General features: G+C 72.8%; 22 protein-coding genes. 14 read left to right on the forward strand and 8 right to left on the reverse strand.

What is annotated here, in order from left to right:
* The first annotated feature begins 10 nt into the window (after positions 1–10).
* On the forward strand, positions 11–1,780 hold the full coding sequence (gene kstD / locus AWQ70_RS00480) for a 3-oxosteroid 1-dehydrogenase (protein ID WP_067168613.1): 1,770 nt from the start codon (positions 11–13) through the stop codon (positions 1,778–1,780).
* 33 nt (positions 1,781–1,813) lie between these two features.
* Here kstD and AWQ70_RS00485 read toward each other — a convergent pair whose 3' ends face one another.
* Both AWQ70_RS00485 and AWQ70_RS00490 read right to left on the reverse strand, forming a co-directional pair.
* A complete protein-coding gene (locus AWQ70_RS00485; RefSeq protein ID WP_245646597.1) occupies positions 1,814–2,494 on the reverse strand; it encodes a response regulator in 681 nt (226 codons plus the stop codon).
* Positions 2,495–2,498: 4 nt separating this feature from the next.
* A complete protein-coding gene (locus AWQ70_RS00490; RefSeq protein ID WP_067168617.1) occupies positions 2,499–3,626 on the reverse strand; it encodes a sensor histidine kinase in 1,128 nt (375 codons plus the stop codon).
* A 130-nt stretch (positions 3,627–3,756) separates the two neighbouring features.
* Here AWQ70_RS00490 and AWQ70_RS00495 point away from each other — a divergent pair, with 130 nt between their 5' ends.
* From AWQ70_RS00495 to AWQ70_RS41865, 4 genes are all read left to right on the forward strand, one after another.
* Positions 3,757–4,470, forward strand: coding sequence for an ABC transporter ATP-binding protein (locus AWQ70_RS00495; RefSeq protein ID WP_067168619.1), 714 nt, complete (start codon positions 3,757–3,759; stop codon positions 4,468–4,470).
* Positions 4,467–5,195 (forward strand): ABC transporter permease, encoded by a 729-nt coding sequence (locus AWQ70_RS00500; protein WP_067168621.1) that lies wholly within the window; start codon positions 4,467–4,469, stop codon positions 5,193–5,195. Before AWQ70_RS00495 ends, AWQ70_RS00500 begins: the two co-directional genes overlap by 4 nt.
* A gap of 185 nt (positions 5,196–5,380) precedes the next feature.
* On the forward strand, positions 5,381–6,844 hold the full coding sequence (locus AWQ70_RS00505; protein ID WP_067168623.1) for an MFS transporter: 1,464 nt from the start codon (positions 5,381–5,383) through the stop codon (positions 6,842–6,844).
* 30 nt (positions 6,845–6,874) lie between these two features.
* On the forward strand, positions 6,875–6,997 hold the full coding sequence (locus AWQ70_RS41865; RefSeq protein ID WP_281196809.1) for a hypothetical protein: 123 nt from the start codon (positions 6,875–6,877) through the stop codon (positions 6,995–6,997).
* Positions 6,998–7,147: 150 nt separating this feature from the next.
* Here the strand turns inward: AWQ70_RS41865 and AWQ70_RS00510 are convergent, their stop codons facing one another.
* Positions 7,148–7,663 (reverse strand): NUDIX hydrolase, encoded by a 516-nt coding sequence (locus tag AWQ70_RS00510; protein WP_067168626.1) that lies wholly within the window; start codon positions 7,661–7,663, stop codon positions 7,148–7,150.
* Between the two features lie 125 nt (positions 7,664–7,788).
* Here AWQ70_RS00510 and AWQ70_RS00515 point away from each other — a divergent pair, with 125 nt between their 5' ends.
* The 3 genes from AWQ70_RS00515 to AWQ70_RS00525 all read left to right on the forward strand — a co-directional run bounded on the left by AWQ70_RS00515 (position 7,789) and on the right by AWQ70_RS00525 (position 12,399).
* Positions 7,789–10,017, forward strand: coding sequence for a glycoside hydrolase family 3 C-terminal domain-containing protein (locus AWQ70_RS00515; protein ID WP_067168628.1), 2,229 nt, complete (start codon positions 7,789–7,791; stop codon positions 10,015–10,017).
* Positions 10,018–10,124: 107 nt separating this feature from the next.
* A complete protein-coding gene (locus tag AWQ70_RS00520; RefSeq protein ID WP_067168630.1) occupies positions 10,125–10,742 on the forward strand; it encodes a TetR/AcrR family transcriptional regulator in 618 nt (205 codons plus the stop codon).
* Entirely contained in the window at positions 10,732–12,399 is a 1,668-nt protein-coding gene (locus AWQ70_RS00525) for an acyl-CoA dehydrogenase family protein (protein WP_067168632.1), read from the forward strand. The genes AWQ70_RS00520 and AWQ70_RS00525 overlap by 11 nt, the downstream gene beginning before the upstream one ends.
* Before the next feature lie 229 nt (positions 12,400–12,628).
* On the opposite strand, the gene AWQ70_RS00530 is transcribed toward AWQ70_RS00525, so the two are convergent.
* On the reverse strand, positions 12,629–13,126 hold the full coding sequence (locus tag AWQ70_RS00530; RefSeq protein WP_067168634.1) for an Lrp/AsnC family transcriptional regulator: 498 nt from the start codon (positions 13,124–13,126) through the stop codon (positions 12,629–12,631).
* A 98-nt stretch (positions 13,127–13,224) separates the two neighbouring features.
* Between AWQ70_RS00530 and AWQ70_RS00535 the strand changes: the two genes are divergently transcribed.
* From AWQ70_RS00535 to AWQ70_RS00550, 4 genes are all read left to right on the forward strand, one after another.
* Positions 13,225–14,433, forward strand: a complete 1,209-nt coding sequence (locus tag AWQ70_RS00535; RefSeq protein WP_067168637.1) for a trans-sulfuration enzyme family protein — start codon at positions 13,225–13,227, stop codon at positions 14,431–14,433.
* Between the two features lie 12 nt (positions 14,434–14,445).
* Positions 14,446–16,821 carry a thiamine pyrophosphate-binding protein gene (locus AWQ70_RS00540; protein WP_084516387.1) on the forward strand — a complete coding sequence of 792 codons (2,376 nt, stop codon included), beginning with the start codon at positions 14,446–14,448 and terminating at the stop codon, positions 16,819–16,821.
* A 123-nt stretch (positions 16,822–16,944) separates the two neighbouring features.
* A complete protein-coding gene (locus tag AWQ70_RS00545; RefSeq protein ID WP_067168639.1) occupies positions 16,945–17,442 on the forward strand; it encodes a GNAT family N-acetyltransferase in 498 nt (165 codons plus the stop codon).
* Positions 17,439–18,257 (forward strand): SDR family oxidoreductase, encoded by an 819-nt coding sequence (locus AWQ70_RS00550; protein WP_067168640.1) that lies wholly within the window; start codon positions 17,439–17,441, stop codon positions 18,255–18,257. Before AWQ70_RS00545 ends, AWQ70_RS00550 begins: the two co-directional genes overlap by 4 nt.
* 110 nt (positions 18,258–18,367) lie before the next feature.
* On the opposite strand, the gene AWQ70_RS00555 is transcribed toward AWQ70_RS00550, so the two are convergent.
* The gene (locus AWQ70_RS00555) at positions 18,368–21,154 is read right to left on the reverse strand and encodes an AfsR/SARP family transcriptional regulator (RefSeq protein ID WP_067168642.1); all 2,787 of its coding nucleotides are present in this window, start codon (positions 21,152–21,154) and stop codon (positions 18,368–18,370) included.
* A 107-nt stretch (positions 21,155–21,261) separates the two neighbouring features.
* Here AWQ70_RS00555 and AWQ70_RS00560 point away from each other — a divergent pair, with 107 nt between their 5' ends.
* The gene (locus AWQ70_RS00560) at positions 21,262–21,702 is read left to right on the forward strand and encodes a carboxymuconolactone decarboxylase family protein (RefSeq protein WP_245646599.1); all 441 of its coding nucleotides are present in this window, start codon (positions 21,262–21,264) and stop codon (positions 21,700–21,702) included.
* 44 nt (positions 21,703–21,746) lie between these two features.
* Complete coding sequence (locus tag AWQ70_RS00565) at positions 21,747–22,037, forward strand: hypothetical protein (protein ID WP_067168647.1); 291 nt, start codon at positions 21,747–21,749, stop codon at positions 22,035–22,037.
* On the opposite strand, the gene AWQ70_RS38490 is transcribed toward AWQ70_RS00565, so the two are convergent.
* From AWQ70_RS38490 to AWQ70_RS00580, 3 genes are all read right to left on the reverse strand, one after another.
* Complete coding sequence (locus tag AWQ70_RS38490; RefSeq protein ID WP_157529821.1) at positions 21,988–22,620, reverse strand: EF-hand domain-containing protein; 633 nt, start codon at positions 22,618–22,620, stop codon at positions 21,988–21,990. The two genes, AWQ70_RS00565 and AWQ70_RS38490, sit on opposite strands and share 50 nt — an antisense overlap.
* A 75-nt stretch (positions 22,621–22,695) precedes the next feature.
* Positions 22,696–23,766 (reverse strand): BMP family lipoprotein, encoded by a 1,071-nt coding sequence (locus AWQ70_RS00575; RefSeq protein ID WP_067168651.1) that lies wholly within the window; start codon positions 23,764–23,766, stop codon positions 22,696–22,698.
* 160 nt (positions 23,767–23,926) lie between these two features.
* Positions 23,927–25,039, reverse strand: a complete 1,113-nt coding sequence (locus AWQ70_RS00580) for a DUF5685 family protein (RefSeq protein ID WP_084516388.1) — start codon at positions 25,037–25,039, stop codon at positions 23,927–23,929.
* Between the last annotated feature and the right edge of the window lie 59 nt (positions 25,040–25,098).

Consider the following 25,098-nt stretch of genomic DNA (forward strand, 5'->3'; position numbering starts at 1 on the left):
GGGTCTTCGAATGCCTGCTCACAGTTCTCACCCGACCCGCCGCCAGGTTCTGCGCGGCGCCGCCGCCGGAGCCGGGATCGCGTTCGGCTCGAAACTGCTCGGCGCCGTCGCCGCGCATGCCGACACCGCGAACGCACCGGAGTACGACGTCGTGGTCGTCGGCGCCGGAGCGGCCGGAATGACCGCCGCGCTGACGGCGGCGAAACGCGGGTTGAACACGCTCGTGGTCGAGAAGGCGGCCAAGTTCGGCGGCTCGGCGGCCCGGTCCGGCGCGGGGATCTGGATCCCGAACAACGAGGTCATCCTCGCCGCCGGCGTGCCGGACACCCCGGCCAAGGCCGCGGCCTATCTCTCGGCGGTCGTCGGCGCCGAGGTGCCCGCGGACCGGCAGGCGGCGTTCCTCGACAACGGCCCCGCGATGATCTCCTTCGTGACGCGGAACAGCCCGCTGCGCTTCCGCTTCATGGAGGGGTACTCCGACTACTATCCCGAGCTGCCCGGCGGCCTGCCGAACGGCCGGTCGATCGAGCCGGACATGTTCGACGGGAACCTCCTCGGCCCGGAGCTGGCCAACCTGAACCCCGCCTACATCCCGGTTCCCAACGGCCAGGTGGTCTTCAGCGCCGACTACAAATGGCTCAACCTCGCCCTGGTCAACGCCAAGGGCACCGCCATCGCCCTCAAGACGTACGACCGCTGGATCAAGGCCGCCGCGCAGGGTGTGAAGCCGCTCACCATGGGCCAGTCGCTGGCCGGGGCGCTGCGGGCGGGACTGCTGCGGGCCGGGGTGCCGGTCTGGCTGAACACCCCGCTCGTCGATCTGCGCGTCGACGCCGGCCGGGTCACCGGCGTGCTGGTGACCCGCGACGGTGTGCAGACCCTCATCCGGGCGAAGTACGGGGTCGTCGTCGCCTCGGGCGGCTTCGAGCACAACGCCGAGATGCGCGACCGCTACCAGCGGCAGCCGATCGGCACCGACTGGACGGTCGGCGCCTCGTCCAACACCGGCGACGGCATCAGAGCCGGTCTCGCGGCCGGCGCCGAGGTCGCGCTGATGGACGACTCCTGGTGGGGGCCGGTGATCCCGCTGCCCGAGGAGCCGTACTTCTGCCTGGCCGAGCGCACGCTGCCGGGCAGCATCATCGTCAACCAGCAGGGGAAGCGCTTCGTGAACGAGGCCGCGCCCTACAGCGACGTGGTCCACGTCATGTACGAGAAGAACGCCGCGGCGCCGGACATCCCCGCCTGGATGGTCATCGACCAGAACTACCGGAACCGGTATCTCTTCAAGGACCTCGCGCCGACCCTGCCGTTCCCGGACTCGTGGTACGGCAACGGCGCCCTGGTCAGGTCGGGCACGATCGCGGGCCTGGCCGCCAAGATGGGCGTCCCCGCCCACGACCTGCAGGCCACGGTCAGCCGCTTCAACGGCTTCGCCATCACCGGCAAGGATCTCGACTTCAAGCGCGGCGACAGCGCCTACGACCACTACTACACGGACCCGGCGGTCATCCCCAACTCCTGTCTCGCCCCGTTGTGGCTGCCGCCGTTCTACGCCTTCAAGATCGTCCCGGGTGATCTGGGCACGAAGGGCGGGATGGTCACCGACGCCGCGGCCCGGGTGCTCTCACCGGCCGGCGCGGTCATCCCCGGTCTCTACGCGGCCGGCAACGCCGGCGCCGCCGTCATGGGCCACAGTTACGCCGGCGCCGGCTCCACCATCGGCCCGGCCATGACGTTCGGCTACATCGCGGCGAACCACATCGCCGGCAGCCGCTGACGAGGCCCGCGGCGAGGCCGGCCTCGGCGGGGGTCACCCCGGCTCGCCGGGGGCGCGGGAGGCGCCCCCGGCCAGCCCGGCGTCGCGGACCTTCATGGCGACCTGGACCCGGTTGTCGGCGCCGAGCTTGGCGAAGATGCGGGTGACGTTGGCCTTGACCGTGGCGACGCTCATGTAGAGACGCTCGGCGATCTCGGTGTTGGAACGGCCTCTGGCCACCTCGACGGCGACCTCCCGTTCCCGGTCGGTCAGCTTGGCCAGCTCCCGCCGGGCCTCCTCGCGGCCCGGGTCGTGACCGCCGGTCGCGGCGGCGATCACCTGGTGGGTGACGCTCGGCGACAACACCGGCTCGCCGGCCGCCACCGCGCGGACCGCCTCGATCATCCTGGCCGGCGCGGTGTCCTTGAGCAGGAACCCGGCGGCGCCGAGACGGAGCGCCCGCAGCACCATGTCGTCGGCGTCGAAGGCGGTCAGCACCAGGATCCGCGGCGGCTCCGGCCAGGACATCAGCGTCTCGGTCGTGACCAGGCCGTCCTGTCCCGGCATGCGGATGTCCATCAGCACGACGTCGGGCCGCGCCCCGCGGACCACGCCCACCGCCTCGCGGCCGTCGCCCGCCTCGCCGACGATCTCCAGGTCGGGCTCGCCGCCCAGGATGAGGCGCACGCCCGTGCGCACCATCGGGTCGTCGTCCACGACCACCACTCGGATCACAGCGTCAAGCCTCCCACGGCAACCGGACATCGAGGACGAAGCGCCCGTCCCGGTCTGCGTGGGTGATCGTGCCGCCGGCCATCCGGACCCGTTCCCCCAGGCTGACCAGGCCCAGCCTGGCGCCGGGACCGGCGGACGCCGCGTACAGCGTCGAGTTGCTCACGCGGATGCGCAGCGCGTCGACCGGCCGCCCACGCAACTCCACCGTCACGGTGCTACCGGGCGCGTGTTTGCGCGCGTTGGTGAGCGCCTCCTGAACGACCCGGTACGCGTTGCGCCCGGTCTGCGTGGGGAGCCGGTCGCGCTCCTCGACGGTGTCGGCCACCACCACCTTCTGCCCGGCGGCCCGTACCTCGTGGAACAGCTCCCGCAGGTCGGCCAGGGTCGGTTGCGGGGCCGCGGTGCCGCCGTCGGAGCGGAGGGTGCCGAGGACGGTGCGCAGCTCGTTGAGCGACCGGTGGGCGTTCTCGTGGATGGCCCGCGCCGTCCGCCGGGTCTCCTCCGGACCGAGGTCGGCGCGGTGCGCCAGGCCGCCGGCGAGCATCGCCAGCAGCGACATGCGGTGGGCCAGCGCGTCGTGCATCTCCTGGGCGATCTTCGTACGCTCCTCCAGCTTGGCCTGCTCGATGCGCCGCAGCTCCTCACGCCGGGCGGCCAGCTCGGCGTCCCGCGTGGAGCGGAGGTAGAGGCCGAGGACGGTCAGCCCGCCCAGGATCGCGGTCCCGGTGGTCAGGCTGACCACGGCCTGCTGCGTGATGCCGCCCGAGACCGCGTACACGCCCATGCAGACCCAGAACAGGATCGCGACCGGGAGGATCTGCCGCAGGCGCCGGTGCGTGCACAGGGACACGTACGCCACCTGGGCGGGACCGGTCGCCATGCTGGACAGGGCGGTCAGCAGCGCGGTGACCGCGGCGATCTGCCAGGGCCACCGGCGCCGCCACCGCATGAGGACCAGCCCCAGCAGGCTCAGTCCCCCATCGAGCAGGGCGCGCGGCAGCCGCTCCGGCTCCTGGGGGACGACCCAGACCCAGACCGCGCCGTAGAAGAGGATCGGCGCCAGCGCCGCGAGGTAGCGCAGCACGCTGCCCCACCGGTCGAGGGGAGGTTGATGGTCCGGGCGGTCGTTCACGCGCCCAAGCCTAGGAATTCCGCGGCGTGCTTCCAGCCACCTGGGTCGATCGCCGTACCACCCTGGGTCTATCCGATCGTCGACCCGGCTCCGATGAGCGGACCGGCCCTTCCACGATGGACTTGGCCGCGTGATCGAGTTCAGCCATGTCAGCAAGACCTACAAGGACGTGAAGGCCCTCGACGACGTGTCCTTCACCATCGAGCCGGGCGGCGTCACCGGGTTCGTCGGCCCGAACGGGGCGGGCAAGTCCACGGCGCTGCGCATCCTGGTGGGGCTCTGCCGGGCCACCTCAGGGTCGGCCACCGTGCTCGGCGTTCCGTACCACGAGCTGGAGCGACCCGCCCACCAGGTCGGCACCCTGCTCGACGCCGGGGCGCTCCACCCGGGCCGCAGCGGGCGCGAGACCCTGACCCTCGGCGCGGTCGCGCTGGGGCTGCCCGGACCACGTGTCGGCGAGGTGCTCGACCTGGTCGGCCTGACCCGCAAGGAGGCGCGGCGCGCCGTCGGCTCCTACTCCCTCGGCATGCGGCAGCGGCTCGGCATCGCGCACGCGCTGCTCGGCGGGCCGCGCGTGCTCGTCCTCGACGAGCCGGCCAACGGCCTCGACCCGCAGGGCATCCGGTGGATGCGCACGCTGCTGCGCGACCTGGCGGACGCGGGCTGCGCCGTGCTGCTCAGCTCCCACCTCCTGCACGAGGTGGAGCAGGTGGCCGACCACATCGTGGTGATCGGCCGCGGCCGCGTGCTCGTCCAGGGCACCGTCGCCGAGCTCGACCGCGGCGGCGGCCTGGAGCAGACCTTCCTCGAGTTGACCGCGAACGCCGACCGGAGCGCCCGATGACGATCCCCTTCCACCGCCTGCTGGCCGTCGAGACCCGCAAGCTGTTCGACACCCGCAGCGCCGCGATCCTGACCGCGGTCCTGCTCTGCGTGACCGTCGCGGCCGTCGCCGGGCGCGGCCTGTACGCCGGACCCGACATGCGGCGGCTGGTCTGGACGGCCGGCATCGGCTACTCCACCATCCTGCCCGTGCTCGGCATCCTCACGGTGACGAACGAGTGGAGCCACCGCACGGCGCTGACGACGTTCGCGCTGGAGCCCCGCAGATGGCGGGTGATGGCGGCCAAGACGATCCCGCCGGCGGTCACCGCCGTGGCGGCCAGCCTGTTCGCGGTGCTCGTCGCGATCCCGGCGACCGCGCTGACCAGCGCCTTGCGGGACCTGCCCGCCGACTGGAACGCCACACCCGCGGCCATGGCGGGCTGGACGGCGACCAACACGCTCTTCGTCATGATGGGGGTGGCCCTCGGCGCGCTCCTGCTCAACGGCCCGGCCGCGATCGTCGTCTACCTGGCGAGCACCGGCGTGTGGAACGCCGTCGCCATGCTCGGCGCCGCCGGCGAGACGGCCGCCGAGTGGCTCGACCTCAACAGGACCACCGCCCCCCTCGCGACCGGCGACTGGGCGCATGCCGACCTCTCCCGGATCGCCGTCTCGGCGGCCCTGTGGATCGTGATCCCGCTGCTGCTCGGCGTCGCGCGTGTGTCCCGCAAGGAGGTCAAGTGATCGCGCGCGTGGCAGGAGCGCCGGGCTGAACGTTCGTCGCCCCCGGCCTCCCGACCCGCACCCACCTCCCCCATGGCCGATGGGGCGCGGGTCGGCGGCAGGGGAAGCAGAACCGAAAAAGATAGTCTGCAATGAAACTATCTGCTACGGTCCTTCTTGTCACTGATCGACAGGAGAGACCACCCATGCCCACCACCTCCCCGGCCCCGTCCACGACCCGGTCACGGCGGCTCGCCCTCGGCGTGATCGCCACGGGCACGCTGATGATCATCCTCGACGGCAGCATCGTGACCGTCGCGATGCCGGCCATCCAGGACGACCTCGGCTTCTCCCCCGCCGGCCTGAGCTGGGTCGTCAACGCGTACCTGATCGCTTTCGGCAGCCTGCTCCTGCTGGCCGGGCGGCTCGGCGACCTGATCGGCCGCAAGCGCATGTTCCTGGCCGGCACCGCGGTGTTCACCGCGGCCTCCCTGCTCGCCGGGGCGGCGACCACGCCATCCGTGCTGGTCGTCGCCCGTTTCCTGCAAGGAGTCGGCAGCGCGATGGCCTCCGCCGTCGGCCTGGGCATCCTCGTGACGCTGTTCACCGAGCCGCGAGAGCGTGCCAGGGCGATCGCCGTGTTCAGTTTCACCGGCGCCGCCGGAGCCTCGATCGGCCAGGTGCTCGGCGGCGTCCTCACCGACGCCCTCGACTGGCACTGGATCTTCTTCATCAACCTGCCGATCGGGCTGGCGTCGCTCGCGATCGGCGTGTCCGTGCTGCCCGGGAACCGGGGACTCGGTCTGACCGCCGGAGCCGACGTCCTCGGCGCCGTCCTGATCACCGGCGGGCTGATGCTCGGCATCTCCACCGTCGTCGGGGTCGCGGAGCGCGGCTGGACCTCGGGGTCCACGCTCGGCTCGGGCGCCCTCGCCGCCGCCCTTCTCGTCGCGTTCGTCGTCCGCCAGGCCACCGCCGCGTCCCCGCTCATGCCGCTGCGGATCTTCCGGTCGCGCAGCGTCTCCGGGGCCAACCTGGTCCAGGTCCTGATGGTCGCCGCGCTGTTCTCGTTCCAGGTTCTCGTCGCCCTCTACCTGCAGAACGTGCTCGGGTACGGCGCGGCCGCCACCGGGCTGGCCATGCTTCCGGCGGCGGCGGTCATCGGCGTGGTGTCGCTGGGCGTCTCCGCCCGGCTGAACGCCCGCTTCGGCGAGCGCAACGTCCTGCTGGCGGGGCTGGTCCTGCTGATCGGCGTCCTCGGGCTGCTCGCCCGCGTCCCCGTGCACGCGAACTACCTCACCGACCTGCTGCCGGTGATGCTCCTCGCCGCCGGCTTCGGGCTCGCCCTTCCGGCGCTGACCACGCTCGCCATGTCCGGCGCGGCGGACGACGACGCCGGGCTCGCGTCCGGGCTGTTCAACACCACGCAGCAGATCGGCATGGCGGTGGGCGTCGCGGTGTTGTCCACGCTCGCGGCCTCCCGCACCGAGGGCCTGCTCGCCGACGGCGCGGGCCGGGCCGCCGCGCTGACCGGCGGCTACCGTCTGGCCTTCACCGTCGGCGCCGGACTGCTCGTCGCCGCCTTCCTCGTCGCCTTCGCCGTACTGCGCCGGCCCGCCCGGAAGTCAGAGGCCGCGGACCCGGCGCCGGCGCACTTCACCGCCGCCTGACCTCCTCCACGACCGCGGAAAGGCCGACCGATGAGCACGACCGACAACGAGACGACGGCGAACACGGAAAAGAACAAGCCTGGCTCCGGACCCGCGCCCTGTGCCCTCATCCAGGATGAACTGTCCCGGCTGTTGCGTGAGCAGCGGTTCTGAGTGCTGGCGAGCGTCGGAAGCAGAGGCCACCCGCATCTGTCCACTGTCGTCTACCAGTGGAACCCCGAGGAGCGGATGGCGCGGATCTCCTCCACGGACGACCGCCGCAAAACGCGCCGGTTGCGACGCGATCCGCACACCGCCCGGCGGCTACCGCCCGGCCCGCGCGAGGTGGGCGAACTCGGGATGATGCCAGGGGAGCCGGACCGGTTCCGGCGGGATCTCGCCCGCGTAAAGGCGCTCCAGCACTCCGGCCAGCCCCCAGGGGACCACGTTCTCCGAGGTGGACCGGATCTCCTCGAACGGCCACCATCGGTGCCCGGTGAGGTACGCCCGCTCGTGCTGTTCGAGACCTGCCGTGTCCAACTCGAAGGCGGGCACGCGGAGAAAGAAGAACGACTCCACGGAGAATCGGATCCGGCCGTCCCACGCCGCTCGCCAATGGCCGGAGGCGGTGGCGACGACGGGGCCCAGCGCCTCCGGAGCGACCCGGTGGCCGGTCTCCTCGCGCAGCTCCCGCGCCGCCGCCACGTTGAGCGGCTCCCCCTTGGCGATGCCGCCGCCGGGCGTGATCCAGGTGGCGTCCGTGCTGCTGAAGAGCAGGAGACGGTCGTCGGCGTCGGCGAGGAGGACGCGGGCGGTCGGCCGCTGGATGTAACGAGGCACGCCCCGAGCCTAAAGGGATCATTCTCAACGCGGAACGCTCCGGCCCCGCGGCGGCCGCATTTACGGATCCCGCTTCTTGTGCGATCTTGACTTCTCCTGGAACTTTCTTCCGGAAGGGATCTGGCATGTCAGGCGGAACCACGGACGCCATCGTGGCGTCACTCAGCGTCGAGGAGAAGGCCGCGCTGAGCACGGGAGCGGGTTTCTGGACCACGGCGGCGATCACGTCCGCGGACCTCCCCTCGATCATGGTGGCCGACGGTCCGCACGGCCTGCGCAAGCAGGTGCGGGGCGGCGATCACCTCGGCGTTCTCGACGGCGTCCCGGCCACCTGCTACCCGCCCGCCGTCGCGCTCGCGTCCACGTGGGACCTCGACCTCGCCGAGGCGGTCGGCCGGGCGATCGGCGCCGAGGCGAGGGCCGAGCGGGTCAGCGTGGTGCTCGGGCCCGGCGTCAACATCAAGAGGTCCATCCGCTGCGGGCGCAACTTCGAGTACTTCTCGGAGGACCCCTTCCTCAGCGGCCGCCTCGGAGCCGCGTGGGTTCGCGGCGTCCAGTCCCAGGGAGTCGGCACCTCGCTGAAGCACTTCGCCGCCAACAACCAGGAGACGGACCGGCTGCGGATCAGCGCCGAGGTCGACATGCGATCGCTGCGTGAGATCTACCTCCGGGCGTTCCAGCACATCGTGACCACGGAGCGGCCGTGGACGGTGATGTGCTCGTACAACGCGATCAACGGGGTCTTCTCCGCCGAGAACCGCTGGCTGCTGACCGAGGTCCTCCGCGGCGAGTGGGGTTTCGAGGGCATCGTCGTCTCGGACTGGGGCGCCGTCCACGACCGGGTCGAGGCCGTCAAGGCCGGCCTCGACCTGGAGATGCCCTCGACGGGCGGGCGTTCGGCGGCCGAGGTGGTCGCGGCGGTGGCGGACGGCGGGCTCAGCGAGGAGGACCTGGACGTCACCACGCGGCGGATGGTCGCCTTCGTCCGGCGCGCGGCCGCGAACGTCGACCCCGAGGCGACCTACGACGCCGAGGAGCACCACGAGCTCGCCCGCCGAGTGGCCGCCGAGAGCATCGTGCTCCTGAAGAACGACGGCGCCGTCCTGCCTCTGGACCCCTCGTCCGGGAGCATCGCCGTCATCGGCGAGTTCGCGCGCACCCCGCGCTACCAGGGCGCGGGCAGCTCCCAGATCACCCCCACCCGGCTCGATTCCGCGCTCGACGCCCTGCGCGACGCCGCGACGGGCGCCGCCGTCCGGTTCGCCGCCGGATTCCGGCTCGACAACGAGCCCGACGAGCGGCTCGTCTCCGAGGCGGTGGACGCGGCCCGCTCGGCCGACACGGTGGTGCTCTTCCTCGGCCTCCCGCCGCAGGACGAGTCCGAGGGGTTCGACCGCGAGCACATCGAGCTGCCGGACGTGCAGACCACCCTGCTGGACGAGATCCTCGGCGTGAACGCCAACGTCGTCGTGGTCCTCTCGAACGGGTCCGCGGTGCGCGTCTCCGGATGGGCCGGCCGCGTGCCCGCCGTCGTCGAGGCGTGGCTGCTCGGCCAGGGCGGCGGCACGGCGACCGCGCGGGTCCTGTTCGGCGCGGTCAACCCCTCGGGCAGGCTGGCCGAGACGATCCCCCTGCGCATCGAGGACACCCCGGACTTCTGCGACTTCCCCGGTCATGAGGGCCACGTCCGGTACGGCGAGGGCGTCTTCGTCGGCTACCGCTCCTACGACAGGCGCGCCCTGCCGGTGAGCTTCCCGTTCGGCCACGGCCTCGGCTACACCACGTTCGACTACGCGAACCCCGGCGTCGCCCTCGACGGCGACGTGGTCCGGGTGGAGGTCGACGTGACCAACACCGGACACCGCGACGGGCGCGAGGTCGTCCAGGTGTACACCGGGCTCCGCGGGTCGGCGATCGGCCGCGCCGTGCGCGAGCTGCGCGGATTCGCCAAGGTGAGCGTCGCCGCCGGCGAGACGGTGCGGGCGAGGGTGGAGTTCCCCGTCCACGACCTCGCCTACTACAGCGAGGCGGCACGCCGCTGGGTCGTCGAGAACGGCGACTACACCGTGGAGATCGGCGCCTCGTCGCGAGACATCCGGCACGTCGCCTCCGTCTCGATCGAGGGGCACCCACCGGCCCTGCCGTTCGGCCTGGACTCCACGCTGGGCGAGTGGATCGCGCACCCCGTCGTCGGGAGCATCGTGCGCCAGGCGCTCGCGGAGCACGGCCTCGACCCGTCGAGCCCGGTGTACAAGATGGCGGAGCAGATGCCGATCCGGAGCATGGCGAGGTTCCCCGGCAGCACCGTCACCGACGAGGACCTCCGCAAGCTCGTCGAGGCCGCGGGGGGCTGACGGATCGCCGGCGGCGCGCCCCACCCGTGGGCGGGGCGCACCGGTCCGCGCGGGCGTCCCGGACTTCCTCTTGACGTGAAGCCGCGAATCCGGATTCACTGCTTGGTATGCCCTACCGGCGTACGGAGAAGACCGAGAAGCGGCTCGCCGAGGTGCGGGAGCGGATCGTCTCGGCGGCGTGGGACGTGGTCGCCGAGAGCGGCTTCGAGGCGGCCGCCGTGGCCGCCGTGGCCGAACGGGCGGAGCTGTCGGCGGGAGGCATCTACCGGCACTTCCCCTCGCGGGGCGCGCTCCTCACCGAGGTCTTCCGGCGCGCCTCCGGACGCGAGCTGGACGTGCTGGCCTCCGTGGCGGCGTCGGACGGCGGGGCGCGCGACCGCCTCGCCCGGGTCGTCGCGACGTTCGCCCGCCGCGCGCTGGACGGGCGCCGCCTCGCCTACGCGCTGATCGCGGAGCCGGTGGACCCCTCGGTCGACGCGGCCAGGCTGGAGTACCGGCGGCGCTACCGCGACCTGTTCGCCGGCCTCGTCCGGGAGGGCGTGTCCTGCGGCGAACTGCCCGCCCAGGATCCGGAGCTGACCGGCGCCGCGCTGGTGGGCGCGGTGGCCGAGTGCCTGGTCGGCCCGCTCGCGCCGGACCGCGAGCACGCCGACGGCGAAGCACTGATCGCGAACGTGACGGCGCTCGCGCTGAACCTGACAGGAGTGACGGCCGATGTCGGCTGAGCGGTACGAGATCGACCCCTTCGTCCAGGAGGCGCCGCGGATCGCCAACCGCTGGCGCGCCGACCGGGCGTTGCGCCACGCGGTCCAGCGGATCCTTCCCCCGGACGCCTTCGAGAAGGCGGCCGGGGACCTGGACCAGGCCGCCGAACGATGCGCGACCGAGATGCCGCCGCTGGCTGCCAGGGCCGAGGCGAACCCGCCCAGGCACCTGCCGTACGACGCGTGGGGGCGGCGGATCGACCGGATCGAGCTGGACCCGGCCTGGACCGAGCTGGTGCGGCTCCTCCAGGGCCTCGGCGCGGTGGCCATCCCCTACGAGGGGACGTACGGCGCCCACGGCCGGGTGGTGCAGGCCGCGCTCTACCAGATGGCGCAGGCCGTGAACGCGACGGCGCTGTGCCCGCTCGCCATGAGCGACGGCGCGGTGGCCTGCCTGCGGCGGCACGACGCGGAGCTCGCCGCCAGGTACGTCCCTCTCCTGACCAGGCGGGTCGGCGGCTGGACGTCCGGGCAGTGGATGACCGAGAAGGAGGGCGGCTCCGACCTGTCGCGCTCCGCCACCGTCGCGACGCCTCGCGGCGACGGCACCTGGGAGCTGCGCGGCACCAAGTGGTTCACCTCGGCCACCACCGCCGACATCGCCGTCGCGCTGGCCCGGCCGGAGGGCGCCGAGCCGGGCAGCCGCGGCCTCTCCCTGTTCGCGCTGGAGCTGCGCGGGCCGGACGGCGGCTGGAACGGGCTGCGGGTGCGCCGCATGAAGGACAAGTACGGCACCCGCGCCCTGCCCACGGCCGAGCTCGACCTGGACGGCACGGTCGCGGTCCCCGTCGGCGGGATCGGCGGCGGCATCGCCAAGATCTCGGCCGTGCTGCACGTCGCCCGCATGGCGTCGGCGCAGGCCGGGCCGGGCGCGACCGGTCACCTCCTCCAGCTCGCCCGCGACTACGCCGCCCGGCGCCGGGTGCGGGGCGGCACGCTCGCGGACTCTCCCCTGCACTACGGCTGGCTCGCCGAGCTGGCCGCCGAGCACGAGGCCATGGTGCAGATGGCGCTGCGCGCCGCGCAGCTCCTCGGCCGGGAGGAGGCGGGAGCCGCGGCCGGGGAGGACGGGGGCCGGGACGACGCGCGCCTGGCCCGGGTCGTCGTGCCGCTGGCCAAGCTGGTGACCGCGCGCCAGGGTGTGCGCGCCTCCTCGGAGCTGCTGGAGTCGTTCGGCGGCGCCGGCTACCTGGAGGACACCGGCATCCCGCAGGTGCTGCGCGACGTGCAGGTGCACTCCATCTGGGAGGGCACGACGAACGTCCTCTCGCTCGACGTCGTCCGCGTGCTGGGCGACCCCGAGGTCGCCGCCGCGTACCGGGAGGACGTCGAAGCGCTGCTCGCCGCCCACCCGCACCCTCGCACCGAGGCCGCCGTGCGGGTCATCCGGGCCGCCGCGCGGGACGTCGCCGTACGCGAGCCCGATCCCGCGGCGGCCCGCGAGCTGGCGTGGAGCATGGCCCGCGTCTACCAGGCGGCGCTGCTCGCGGCCCAGGCCGGCTGGGCGCTCACCACGCTCGGCGACGAGCGCACCGCCGTCGCGCTGGAGATCTTCACGGCGCACCCGCTGACGGTCCCCGCGTCGCACGAGAAGGCGAGGTCACTCGGACTGGAGTGAGATGACCGGCCGCGACGTCGTGGGCTGCCTGACCATGACCGGCTTCCTCGCCCGCGTCCTGCGGCTGTACGCGCCCCCTGCTTCGGCGTGACCTCGGGGCGCCTGTGCCGGATCCCGGCGTTCGCGTCGAGGTGATCGGGCCGGAACGGGCGCACCGCGGTCGCGGTTACGGCCGAGCGGTCACCGAGCGAATGCAGGACCGGCGGCGGGCTCCGATGAGCGCGGGTGTTCACCCGGGCAGCACGTCACGGCCTTCGCGCACCTCGAACACGAGCTGGGTCTCCGTCTGCCGCACCACGGGGTAGACGGTCACGTGTTCCAGGATGAGGTCGTGGAGTCGCGCCGGGCTCGCCACGGCCACGTGCAGGAGGAAGTCGTCACCGCCGCCCACGTGGAAGACCGTCAGCACCCCCGGCGCCGCGACCAGCTTGTCGTACAGGGCGCGGACGTGCTCGCGGTTGTGACTCCCCAGCCGCACTTTGATGATCGCCTGAAGGGGGCGCCCGAGCGCGCCGAGGTCGAGCCGGGCGTTGACGCTAGCGATGACACCCGACTGTCTCAGCGCGCGCACCCGGTACGCGCACGTGGACTCGGCGACGCCCACCCGCGCCGCGAGCGCGGCGTTGGTCATCCGGCCGTCCTCCACGAGGGCGGCGAGGATGGCCAGGTCGGTGCCGTCGAGACCCGCCGGACCGGGTTGCGATTTCTTCGGCTGGAGGTCGGACATCGGCGCTCCTTCTGCGGAATCTGCGTCGATCTTCGCGAATGGCGCGGGTTTCCGCAATGACCATTGCAAAACGCTGCGGATTTGACCATGGTTGCGGCATGATTCCGCCCCTCCTGCAGCTCGACTCCGTCGCCGTCCACGCCGGACGCGAGGACCTGGTGGAACTCGGTGTCCACGCGCTTCCCATCGATCTGTCGTCCACCAACCCGCTGCCGGACATCGAGACCGGCGGGCTCTCGTACGAGGCCATGGCCGGTGGGGGCACGCCGCACCCGGAGGGCGGAGCCGTCTACGCGCGGCTCTGGAATCCGACTGTGGCGCGCTTCGAGTCGGCGCTCGCGCGGATGGAGCACACCGAGGACTCCGTGGCCTTCTCCTCGGGCATGGCGGCGATGACCGCGGCGATCCTCGCGACGACGAGGGAGAGCGGCCGCCACCACGTCCTGGCGGTCCGGCCCCTGTACGGCGGGACCGACCACCTGCTGGCCTCGGGCCTGCTGGGCACCGAGGTGAGGTTCTGCACGGCCGAGGGCGTCGCCGCGGCGCTCCGGCCGGACACCGCGTTGATCATCCTGGAGACGCCCGCCAACCCGACCCTCGACCTGGTCGACATCCGCGCCGTCGTCGAGGCCGCCCGCGGCGTGCCCGTTCTCGTCGACAACACGTTCGCCACCCCGATCCTGCAGAACCCCGCCGACCTCGGCGCCGCGATGGTCCTGCACAGCGCGACCAAGTACCTCGGGGGGCACGGCGACGTCATCGCCGGCGTCATCGCCTGCGACCGGGAGCGGGCGGCCGCGCTGCGGCGGGTGCGCGCCGTCACGGGCGCCCTCCTCCATCCGCTCGGCGCGTACCTCCTGCACCGTGGACTCGCCACGCTGCCGATCCGGGTCCGCGCGCAACAGGCGAACGCCCAGCGCATCGCCGCCTGGCTGAGCACCCATCCGAGCGTCGCCCGCGTCCACTACCCCGGCATCGCGGGGGATCCGCACGGGCTGCTCGGCCGGCAGATGAAGGGAACGGGGGCGATGATCTCGATCGACCTCCGCGGCGGCTTCGAGCAGGCCAGGCGGCTCACCTCGTCGGTCGGCCTGTTCACGCACGCGGTGTCACTGGGCGGTGTCGACTCGCTGATCCAGCACCCCGCGGCGCTGACCCACCGGCCCGTCGCCTCCGAGGCCCGCCCCGCCTCCAGCCTGGTCAGGCTCTCCATCGGTCTGGAGGACCACGAGGACCTGATGGCCGACCTCGACCGGGCCCTCGCCGCCCCTCGCGTGTCACACCCCCTGCGCCACCACCACCGATAGGTCTCCTCCCCCATGTACGACAACACGAGAACCTTCCCCGAGGCGGTTTCGTCCGGGCCCGGCCACGCGGCCCGGGGCGGCCGGCCGTACGACGTCGCGACCCTGCGCGAGATCTCGCGCCGCGTCCTCTGGCTCGCCACGTCGATCGTCGACGCGGCCAACCGGGGCCGGCCGAACGACACCGGCATCAAGGTCGGCGGGCACCAGGCCTCCTCGGCGTCGATGGTCGACATCATGGTGTCGCTGTGGTTCCACGAGCTGACCGCCCTCGACCGCGTGTCGGTGAAGCCGCACGCGTCCCCGGTGCTGCACGCGATCAACTACCTGCTCGGCGACCTGGACGCGAAGTACCTGCCGACGCTGCGCCGGAAGGGCGGCCTGCAGAGCTACCCGAGCCGGCTGAAGGACCCCGGCACCGTCGACTTCTCCACCGGCTCGGTGGGCATCGGCGCCACCGCGCCGGTGTGGGCGGCGCTCTCCCACCGCTACCTGCGCTCGCGGTTCGGCGCCACGCCCCCGGCCGGTCGCTTCATCAGCCTGATCGGCGACGCCGAACTCGACGAGGGCGCGATCTGGGAAGCCGTCGCGGACCCGTCGGTCGCCGGGCTCGGCGAGCTGCTGTGGGTGGTCGACCTCAACCGCCAGTCGCTCGACCGGGTGGTGCCCGACGTGCAGATCCACCGCCTGCGGGGCATGTTCGAGGCCGCCGGCTGGCAGGTCGTCGTCCTCAAGTGGGGCCGGACGATCTCCGAGATCTTCTCCCGTCCGGGCGGCGACGAGCTGCGACGACGCCTTGAGGACATGCCGAACGAGGAGTACCAGCGGCTCCTGCGGGCGGACGTCTCCGAGGTGCCCGGCCGGATCCTCGGCGACTCGGCCGGGCGGGCGCTGCGCGATCTGGTCGCGGGCATCCCCGCCCCGCGGCTGGCGGAGGCGCTCCGCGACCTCGGCGGGCACGACCTCGGGCTGCTACTGGACACCTACCGCGGCGTCGACACCGACCGCCCCACCGTCGTGTTCGCGTACACGGTGAAGGGCCGCGGGCTGCCGACCGAGGGCCACCCGAACAACCACTCGGCTCTGCTGACCCAGGCGCAGATGCTCTCGCTGGCCCAGGCGTGCGGCGCCGACCCGGCCGACCCGTGGCGTCCGTTCGAGCCCGGCTCGGCGGCGGCCGAGCTGTGCGCGCACCGGGGCGAGCGGCTCAGACGCTCCCCCGTCGCGTACGGCGAACCGGCGAGCGTTCCGCCCTCGCTCGGCCGCAGGCACCGGGCGCCCGCCTCGACCCAGGCGACCCTCGGCCGGCTGCTCGCCGACCTCACCCGCGAGGCGCCCGAGGTCGCCGCCCGGGTGGTCACCTGCAGCCCCGACGTCGCGTCGTCGACCAACCTCGGCGGCTGGATCAACAAGACCGGCGTCTGGTCGATCAGGGAGCGCCGGGACTGGTTCGCCGACGATCCCGAACGGCTGCTGAAGTGGTCCGAGGTCAGCGACGGGCAGCACATCGAACTCGGCATCGCCGAGGTCAACCTGGTGGGGCTGCTGGGCGAGCTGGGCGCGACCTGGAGCCGCTGGGGTCAGCGGCTCATCCCGATCGGCACGATCTACGACCCGTTCGTCTCGCGCGCGCTGGAACCGTGGTCGTACGGCATCTACGCCGGCGGCCAGTCGATCCTCGTGGGCACTCCGTCGGGGGTGACCCTGGCCCCCGAGGGCGGGGCGCACCAGTCGATCACCACGCCGTCGATCGGGCTGGAGCAGCCCGGCTGCGTCGCGTGGGAGCCGGCGTTCGGGCAGGACCTGGAGTGGTGCCTGCTGGAGGCGATGAAGAAGGTGGGGGTGCCCGGCGGCACCTCGTCCTACTTCCGCCTCTCGACCCGGCCGCTGGACCAGGATCTCGCGCGGGTGCCCGCGGACGGGCCGCTGCTCGAACGCCGCCGCCGGCAGGCCATCGCGGGCGGCTACCGGATCACCGATCACGACCCGGCCGACGAGCGGGTCACGCTCGTCGGCGTCGGGGCGATCATGCCCGAGGTCGCGGGCGCCGCCGAGTTGCTCGCCGAGCAGGGGATCACGGCCGGCGTCGTCTGCCTCACCAGCCCCGACCTGGTCTTCCGCTCCATGCAGGCCCGCGGCCGGCTCACCTCGGGCGACGGCAGCGGCATCGTCGATCTCCTGTTCCCCGCCGAGTATCCCGCGCCCCTGGTCACCGTCCTGGACGGCCACCCGCACACCCTGGCGTTCCTCGCCGGTGCGCGCGGCGACCGGATCCGGTGCCTCGGACCGACGGAGTTCGGCCAGTCGAGCGACCTGCCCGACGCCTACGCGCTCCACGGCATCGACACCGGCTCCATCGTCGACGCCGCCCTCGGCCTCATCGGACGTTGAAGGTCCCTCGATGCGGCGGTCCCGGTCGGAGCACGCTCGATCGGGACCGCTCCCACCGAACAGCGAGGCAGCCGGCCCGGAAATCGATTGCCCAGGACGGCTCCGTTTCCTAGCATCACCCGGATGGACGAAAAGTTGATCATCCGTCGCTATCGGCCCACCGACGAGGCCGCGGTCGTCGATCTGTGGTCACGCGCCGCGAAAATCGCGCACCCGTTCGTCGAGGGCGAGGGGGAAGGCGAGCGGGCGCGGCGGCTGCGCGAGGAGTACCTGGTCAAGGCGGACAACTGGGTCGCCGAATGTCAGGGAGAAGCCGCCGGTGCGCCGCAAGGCGTCGTCGGCCTGCTCGGGTTGCTCGGATCGGAGATCGGCGGCCTGTTCGTCGCTCCCGAGGCGCAGGGGCGGGGCATCGGCCGTGCTCTGGTGGAGCACGCGGCGGCGTTGCACGGCACGGTGACGCTGGACGTGTACGAGGGCAACAGCCGAGGCCGCGGCTTCTACAGTCGTATGGGCTTCGAAGAGATCGGACGGGGAGCGGAAGAGGAGACCGGCCACATCCTGATCACGCTACGCCGTACGGCGGCCGGGGACGGCGAGCCGGAGTCGCGTGACCGGTTGTGAGGACCCTCATCGTCGGCGGCAGCGGCCTTCTCGGCAGGGAGCTCGTCCGGCAATGCCGGGCGGGAGGACACGAGGTCGCCGCGACCTATCTGACCCGCCCGGGCGAGACTCCAGGCGTCACCTGGTCGCCGCTCGATCTGCGCAGGCGAGAGGACGTTCACGCGTTGATCGACGCGGTGCGCCCGGAGCTGGTCGTCAACGCCGCGTACCGCCAAGCCGATTGGACGACGACGGCGGTCGGCGCCGCCAACGTGGCTCTCGCCGTCTCCCGGGCAGGCGGGCGTCTGGTGCATGTGTCGAGCGACGCGGTCTTCTCCGGTGCCGCCGTCCACTATGACGAGACCTGCGTCCCGGACCCGATCACGCCGTACGGCGCGGCCAAGGCGGCCGCCGAGACGGCGGTGGGCGCGATCTCGCCCGCTGCGGTCGTCGCCCGGACATCGCTCATCATCGGCGACGGGGACTCCCCGCAGGAGGCCCTGGTGCGTTCACTCGCCACCGGCGGGTCGAGTGGAGCGCTGTTCACGGACGATGTGCGGTGCCCCGTCCACGTCGCCGATCTCGCCGCGGCGCTCCTGGAGCTCGCCGCGTCCGAGTATCGCGGCATCCACCACGTCGCCGGAGCCGATGCCGTGAGCCGCTACGAGCTCGGGCTGCTCATCGCCCGGCGCGACGGTCTCGATGGCGGACTCCTGCCTTCCGGCCGGCGAGCGGACAGCGGCCTGCCCGGCCCGATCGATGTGCGCCTGGACTGCGCCATGACTCAACGGCGGCTCCGGACCGAACTGCGTGGCGCGCGGCGGTTCCTGGGGTGACGGCCGGCGGTGGTCCGATCACGGCCTCGCCGACGACAGAGCGGTCGACACGGGCGCCGGAACTGCCGCCGAGGCGGCCGGAGCTGTCTTGGGACGGGACGGCCATGGCCTCACGGGCTCGATGCCGACTCTCCGGCATGTTCCAGGAAGGCGCGGACCTCCTCGGCCTCCGGGACGCCGAGCTCGCCGTAAAGGCCGAGAGCCAGCCGCCCATGCTCACACGCCCGCTCTGAGTGCCCGAGCGCGAGGTGGGCGCGCGCCAGCCCGTCGTGCGCGCGCGCCCGCTCCGGCCGGTTGCGCGTCAGATCGGCGAGCGCGAGCGCGGCCGTGTGCTCCTCGACCGCCCGAGCCGGGTCGCCCGCCGCCTCGGCCAGCCCGTTGAGCGCGGCCGCCTCGTCGGTGGTGTTGCCGAGCGCGCGGTAGAGAGCCGCGGCCTGCTCGTGGCGGACACGCGCCTGGGCGAGCTCGCCCTGGTGCCGCAGGACGACGCCGAGGTGGTTGAGGATCACCGCCTCTCCGGACGGGTTGCCCACCTTCCGGTGGAGCGCCAGCGCCAGGTCGAGATGGCGCCGGGCCTCCTCCGGACGGCCGGCCCGGTCGAGGACGAGGGCGAGGATGCCGAGCACGTGGGCCTCGCCCCAGGTGTCGGCGCCGATCCGGGTGAGGTCGAGCGCCTGCCTGAGGTACTGCTCCGCCTGGGTGTCCCGGCGGCGGCGCAGGGCCACGTTCCCCAGGGTGAGCAGTGCCCGCGCCCGCTCGCCGGCCTCCTCACACGCGTCGAGGGCCCGGTGCGCGTGCTCCTCCGCTCGCTCGTACTCGCCGAGCCGCCAGTAGGTCCACGCCAGGTCGGTGAGCGCTCGCGCCTGGACGGCCCGATCGCCGAGCTTGCGGCTGCGCTGGAGCGCCAGGGTGTGCAGCGTGAGCGCGTCGTCGTGGTGCGCCTGCCCGTCCAGGTAGGGGCGCATCGCCAGAGCGAGGAGGCCGAGGCAGATCTCGGGCCCGTGGACGGCGGTCGCGATGATGTTGGAGCGCTCGGCGTCGAGCCAGGCGATCGCCTCCGCGGCGTCGCGGATGGGCGCGATCGGGGCGGCCGGCTGGGGGATGCCCTCCCGCTGACCGACGCTGTGCGGGTAGAGCCGGTCCATCGCCGCGCGGGAGCGGTGCAGGTAGTAGGCGAGCAGCCGCATGACGGCTCCGTCGTCCTCGGCGATCGAGCGCGCGTGCTCGCGGAGCAGGTCGTGGAAGGTGTACCGGCCCGGTTCGAGCTGCAGGAGCATGTGGGCGTCGAGGAGGCTCTCCAGGAGCTCCTCCGCCTCGTCCTCCGAGATCCCGGCCAGCGCGGCCGCGCCGCACGCGTCGATGTCGCGCCCGGGCACCAGCCCCAGCAGGCGGAACATGCGCTGCTCCGCCTCGTGGAGTTGCTCGTAGGAGAGGGTGAAGGCCGCCGACACCTCGTCCAGGAGCCGGCGATGGTCCCGCAGCCGGCCCGCCAGATAGGACACGGTCCAGCGCGGGCGGTGCTGGAGGCGGGCGGCGGAGATCCGGATGGCGAGCGGGAGGCGCCCGCACAGCCGCAGCACCTCGCGTACGGCGTCCGGCTCGTGGTGCGCGCGTTCGCCCACGATCCGCTCGAACAGCTCGGCGGCGTCCTCCTCGCCAAGCACGTCGACCGACAGCGCGTGGGCGCCGTCAAGGTCGACCAGCCGCCGCCTGCTGGTGACCAGGACGAGGGTGTCGGAGCGCCCCGGCAGCAGGGGGCGCACGTGCCCGGCGTCGAGGGCGTTGTCCAGCACGACGAGCACGCGGCGATCGGCCAGCTCGGCGCGCCAGAGGGCGCTCCGCTCGACCGGTGTGACCGGGATGCGGTCGGCGGGCACCCCGAGCTGGCGGAGGAGGGCCTCCAGCGCGGCGGCGGCGTCGACCGGCTCCCGGCCCGCGGTGTGGGCCCGCAGGTCGATGAAGAGCCGTCCGTCCGGATAGCGGGCGGCCAGCCGGTGGGCCGCGTGGACGGCGAGCGTGGTCTTGCCGATCCCGGCCATGCCGTCGATCGTGACGACCGCCGCCCCGTGGTGCTCGCCCGCGAGCCGCTCCAGCTCGGCGGTCCGTCCGGAGAAATCGGGGATGTCGTACGGCAGGAAGGTGGAGCGGCGTGGCGGGCCGGAGGACGCCGGTGCCGCGTCGGCCGCCGGGCGCAGGGCCGGGTCGTCCGCCAGGACCGCCCGCTCCAGCTCGGTGAAGGCGTGTCCCGGGTCGAGGCCCTGTTCGTCCGCGAGAGCCGTTCGATAAGAACGCGCCGCGGCCAGGGCGTCGGCCTGCCGCCCCGCCCGGTGCAGGGCCAGGACGAGGTGGCCGTTGAGCTTCTCGCGGAGCGGGTTGGCGGCCACCTGGGCGGCGAGCTCGTCGAGCAGGTCGCCGTGCCGCCCGGCGGCGAGCTCGCCCTCGACCATGCGCTCGTAGGCGGACAGGCGCCGGTCGTTCCAGAGCTCCCGGACGCCGGCGACGTAATGAGCGCGCACGTCCGCCAGCATCTCGCCGCTCCACAGGTCCAGGGCCTCGCGCAGCTCGCCGGCGGCTGCCAGCTCGGTGAACTCCTGCGCGTCGACCTGCCCGGGCTCCGGCCGCGCGACGTATCCGCCGGCACGCGTCTCGAGGAGCCCTACGGCTCCCGCGGCGCGCAGCACCTTGCGGATCGCGGTGATCGAGGCATGGATCTGCGAGCGGGCGGTGTCGGGCCGGTCATGGCCCCACATCGCGTCGACCAGCCGCTCGATGCCGATCACCCGGCCGGCGTTGAGCAGGAGGTAGGCCAGGACAGCCCGGTGACGTGGGGCGACGCCCGCCAGGGGCGCGCCGTCGACGGTCATCTGGACGGGGCCGAGAAGCGTGAAGCGCAGCATCGTCCCCCCATCACCATCGCATCGTGCGCCCATAGCGAATGTATCAATCCGGGCAGCCACTCTGATCTCACCCGAACCACGACGAAGGGAACACGATGGAAGCCCGGATGAAGAACCCCGCCACGCTCATCCCCGCGGCCATGAAGCCGATCATGGAGCTGATGAAGGCCGCCCAGTCGCAGGGTCTCCCCCAGGAGCTCATGGAGATGATCCACCTGCGGGTCAGCCAGATCAACGGCTGCAGCTTCTGCGTCGACACCGGCCTGAAGAACCTGCGCAAGCTCGGCGAGAGCGACGAGCGCATCGGCCTGGTCGCCGCCTGGCGCGAGACCCCGTACTACACCGACGCCGAGCGGGCCGCGCTGGAGCTGGCGGAGGCGTCGACCCGGCTGGCCGACCGCGCCGACGCCGTCTCCGACGAGATCTGGGACAACGCCGCCGACCACTTCGACGAGCAGCAGCTCGCCTCCATCCTGCTGATGACCGCAGTCACCAACCTCTTCAACCGCCTGAACGCCCCGATCCGGCAGATCGCCGGCAGCTGGTAGGCCCCGCCCCCGCGCACAGAACACGCACAGAAGGAGACACGGACATGTCCGCCGTCCGCACACACCGCTACTCCGTCGCCGACGCCGACCTGGAGGAGTTCCTCGCCCGCCGGACCTCGCTGATCGCGACCGTCCGCGAAGGGCACCCCGGGCTCACCCACGTCGTGCTGGTCCGGCTCGAGGACGGCACCTACACCGACAGCTGGCACTGGGAGACCGGCGAGCAGATGGGCGCCGCGCTCGCCGCGCTCCCCACCTTCCCGGAGGCGCCGCTGACCATGGCCCTCACCAAGGACGGCACCGCCCTGAACGGCCAGGTCGTCGACGAGCGCTGACCCCCGGCGACCGTCTCCGGCACCGGCGATCCCGACGCGACCTTCGAGCGGACACGGGCGTCGGTGCCGAGTCACGCCCATGCCGCGGAGGCTGTTGAGTCTTTGCCGTACCGGCCGAAAGGGGCGCCGCGTCGCGGGTAGCCGGGCTGGCATGCCGGGTGCGAGGGCACGGAGACCCGGCCGCCCCGCGGTCACCGGCGAAGGGAGAGGCGAACATGACGAACCATGACAAACCGCCGGGCGCCGAGGAAGACCCCGCGAGCCGGCTCGCGACTGACGCGGCGGAACTGATGCGCCAGGAGATCACGCGGCTGCGCGCCGACCTGACGGGAGACCTCCAGGTGCCGGGGTCGTCCGGGTCGTCTCCCGCCCAGAACTGCGTCCACAGCAGGGTGAACTCCTCCTTGGTCAGGTATCCGTCGCCGTCCAGGTCGAGCAGCGAGAAGGTCGCGCCGGTGTCGATCGGGAACCCGTTCCACACCTCGATGAGCCGGTGGTACTCCTCGGCCGAGATCAGGTCGTCGCCGTTCTCGTCGGACACGTTGGCGATCTTGTTGCGTTGGAACTCGCTGGACATGGCCATGCTCCGATCGTCGTCACGAACACCGCGGCGGTTGCGCCGGCTCCGTCCCGTCACCGGCGCGTGAGGCGGATACGGTCAGGAGACCTTCGCCGGCACCCTGATCTCGCCCTTCGCGATCTTCCTGGCGAACGCGTCGAGCGTGGCCCTGATGTCGTCGACCCGCCCGCCCGTGGTGACGTAGCCCACGCCCCCGGCCTTCAACCCGTACACGGTGAGGCCGGGCCTCGTCTTCTTGCGGAGGAACCGCTTGAGGAAGTCGTGGACCGCGACGTCGGCCCTCTTCACGACCGAGGTGAGGATGACGTCGCGCACCCCGGCGTCGGCGCTCCTGGCCTGGTCGAAGTCGCACCCGATGGCCATGCCGCCCGCCGCCTTGGCGGCCGTGAAGACGCCGCGGCCCGAGCCCTCCGCGGCGTGGAACACCACGTCGGCGCCCGCCTCGAACAGGGCGCGCGCCTTCGCCCTGCCCCGCTCCGGGCTGTTGAAGCCGCTGAAGTCCGGAGGCTGGGAGATGTAGCGCGTGTCCACCCGGATGTCCGGGTCGACCGCCCTGGCGCCCGCCTCGAACCCCGCCTGATACTTCTGGATCAGCGGCGCCTTGACGCCGCCCAGGAAGCCGATGTGGCGGGTCTGCGACTTCAGCGCGGCGGCCGCGCCGGCCAGGAAGGCGGCCTCGTTCTCCGCGAAGACCAGGTTGGAGACGTTCGCCCGCGACGGCGACACGTCGTCCACGATCGCGAAGGTCGTACGGGGATATTCCTCCGCGACCTTCGCCACCACCGACTCGTAGGAGAAGCCGACCGCGATGACGGGGTTGTGACCGCCGCGCGCGAGCTCGCGGAGGAGGGCCGCCAGGTCCGCCTCGCTGTCGCCGACGCTCGCCTCCCGTTCCCCGCTCGCGCCGAGCCCCAGCTTCCGCACGGCTCGGTCGAGGCCCGCCGCCGCGCTGTCGTTGAGCGCCTGGTCGCCGCGGCCCCCGATGCCGTACGCGATGCCGACCCTGATCTTCCCGGCCGGGATGCCGGCGTTTCCGGCGGCGTCCGCGCTCGCCACGGCATCGGCCGGGCGGGCGCACACGCCCACGGCGAGGGCGAGGACAAGCGCGGACGCGGCACGGAAAACGACGCGGCCCCGAGAACGATTCATGTGGGGATCCCCCTGTAGATGCCCCCGAATGCGATCAAGTTGCCCTGAATATAGATGGCCTGTACCGATATGTGAATCGGTCGGGATCCGCGCAGATCGGTGTCGCCCGGGCAGCCGGTCGGACCGGGCGTCGCCGCTCAGCCGTGGAGAGGCGGGAGCCTCAGTCGCAGCACGCGGAGCACCTGCCACAGCAGCTGCAGCAGTCGGCGCAGCCGCTGCAGCAGTCGCCGCAGGCGGAACAGCAGTTCCCGTCGCCCAGGTAGCAGCGCTGCTCGCACGGGCGGCCCCTCTTCACGCTCCATCGGGGCCGCCACGTCCCGCAGGTGAAGAAGGTCCCCACACCGGCCAGCGACTTGCGGATCCAGCCGGGCCGTTCGTACGAGGCCGCGGCGGAGCGGCCGTCGAAGGTGCGCTCCACCGCCCGCCGTACCTCGGTTTCGAGTAGCGTCCGCGCCAGGTGCCGCTCGGCGAGGTCCATGTCACGCAGCGCCAGGGCGAGACCGTGCGCGGCGTCGTCGCAGAGCCGCCGTGTCTCCTCCAGGCCGGTGCCCGTGGCGGTGAGCGGGTTGAACGCTCCGCGCGCGGCGTCCTCGTCCTGGTCCTCGACCGCGTCCAGCAGGTGGGCGATCCTGCCGAAGAACCGGCCCGCCTCGGACAGCGCCTCGACGTTGCCCGGCCGTCCGGCGAGCACCGCCGTGTGGGCGAACGCCGCCGCGACGGCCTCCTCCGCGGGGCGGGTCAGGTCGAGCAGCGTGACCGGCCGCCGTGCGGTCCCGCCGGCGTCGGCCGGGCAGGAGGCCAGGCGCTCGGCTTCGAGTTGCCGGTCGACGGTCGACGCCAGCACGGCGGTGTCGAACCCGACCTCGGCCCCCAGCCGGGCCCCGCCCGCCTCCCAACGGGCCGCGAGCCGCCTGCGGGCCGGAGCGGACACGGCGGCGCCGTCGCCGTCGGCCACCTGGTCGCGGAGTCTGCCCGCGGCCAGCACGAGCGACACCGCGGCCGCCAGTCGCGCCCCCTGCGCCCGGGCGTCGACCACGTCGGCGGAGCGGAACCCGCGCAGCGCGCACGGGAGCGCGGTCCGGTGCGGTGAGGCCGACGGGAGCTGCGCCTCGGTGAGCACGGAGATGATCAGAGTGTCGTAGTTGGTGGCCAGCCGGGCGCCGTGTCCCTGACCGTCGCGCAATGTCAGGCACAGCCCGCACAGGTGCGCCCGCCACGCGTCACGCAGCGACGGACATCCGTGCTCCCCGCAGGGGCGAATGATTCCGAACACACGACCTCACCCGAATTGGACCGGTCTATCCCTGATGATCGTCAGGAATGGTACTGGGA

Source organism: Microtetraspora niveoalba, assembly GCF_001570405.1.
In the GTDB taxonomy this organism is placed as follows: Bacteria; Actinomycetota; Actinomycetes; order Streptosporangiales; family Streptosporangiaceae; genus Microtetraspora; species Microtetraspora niveoalba.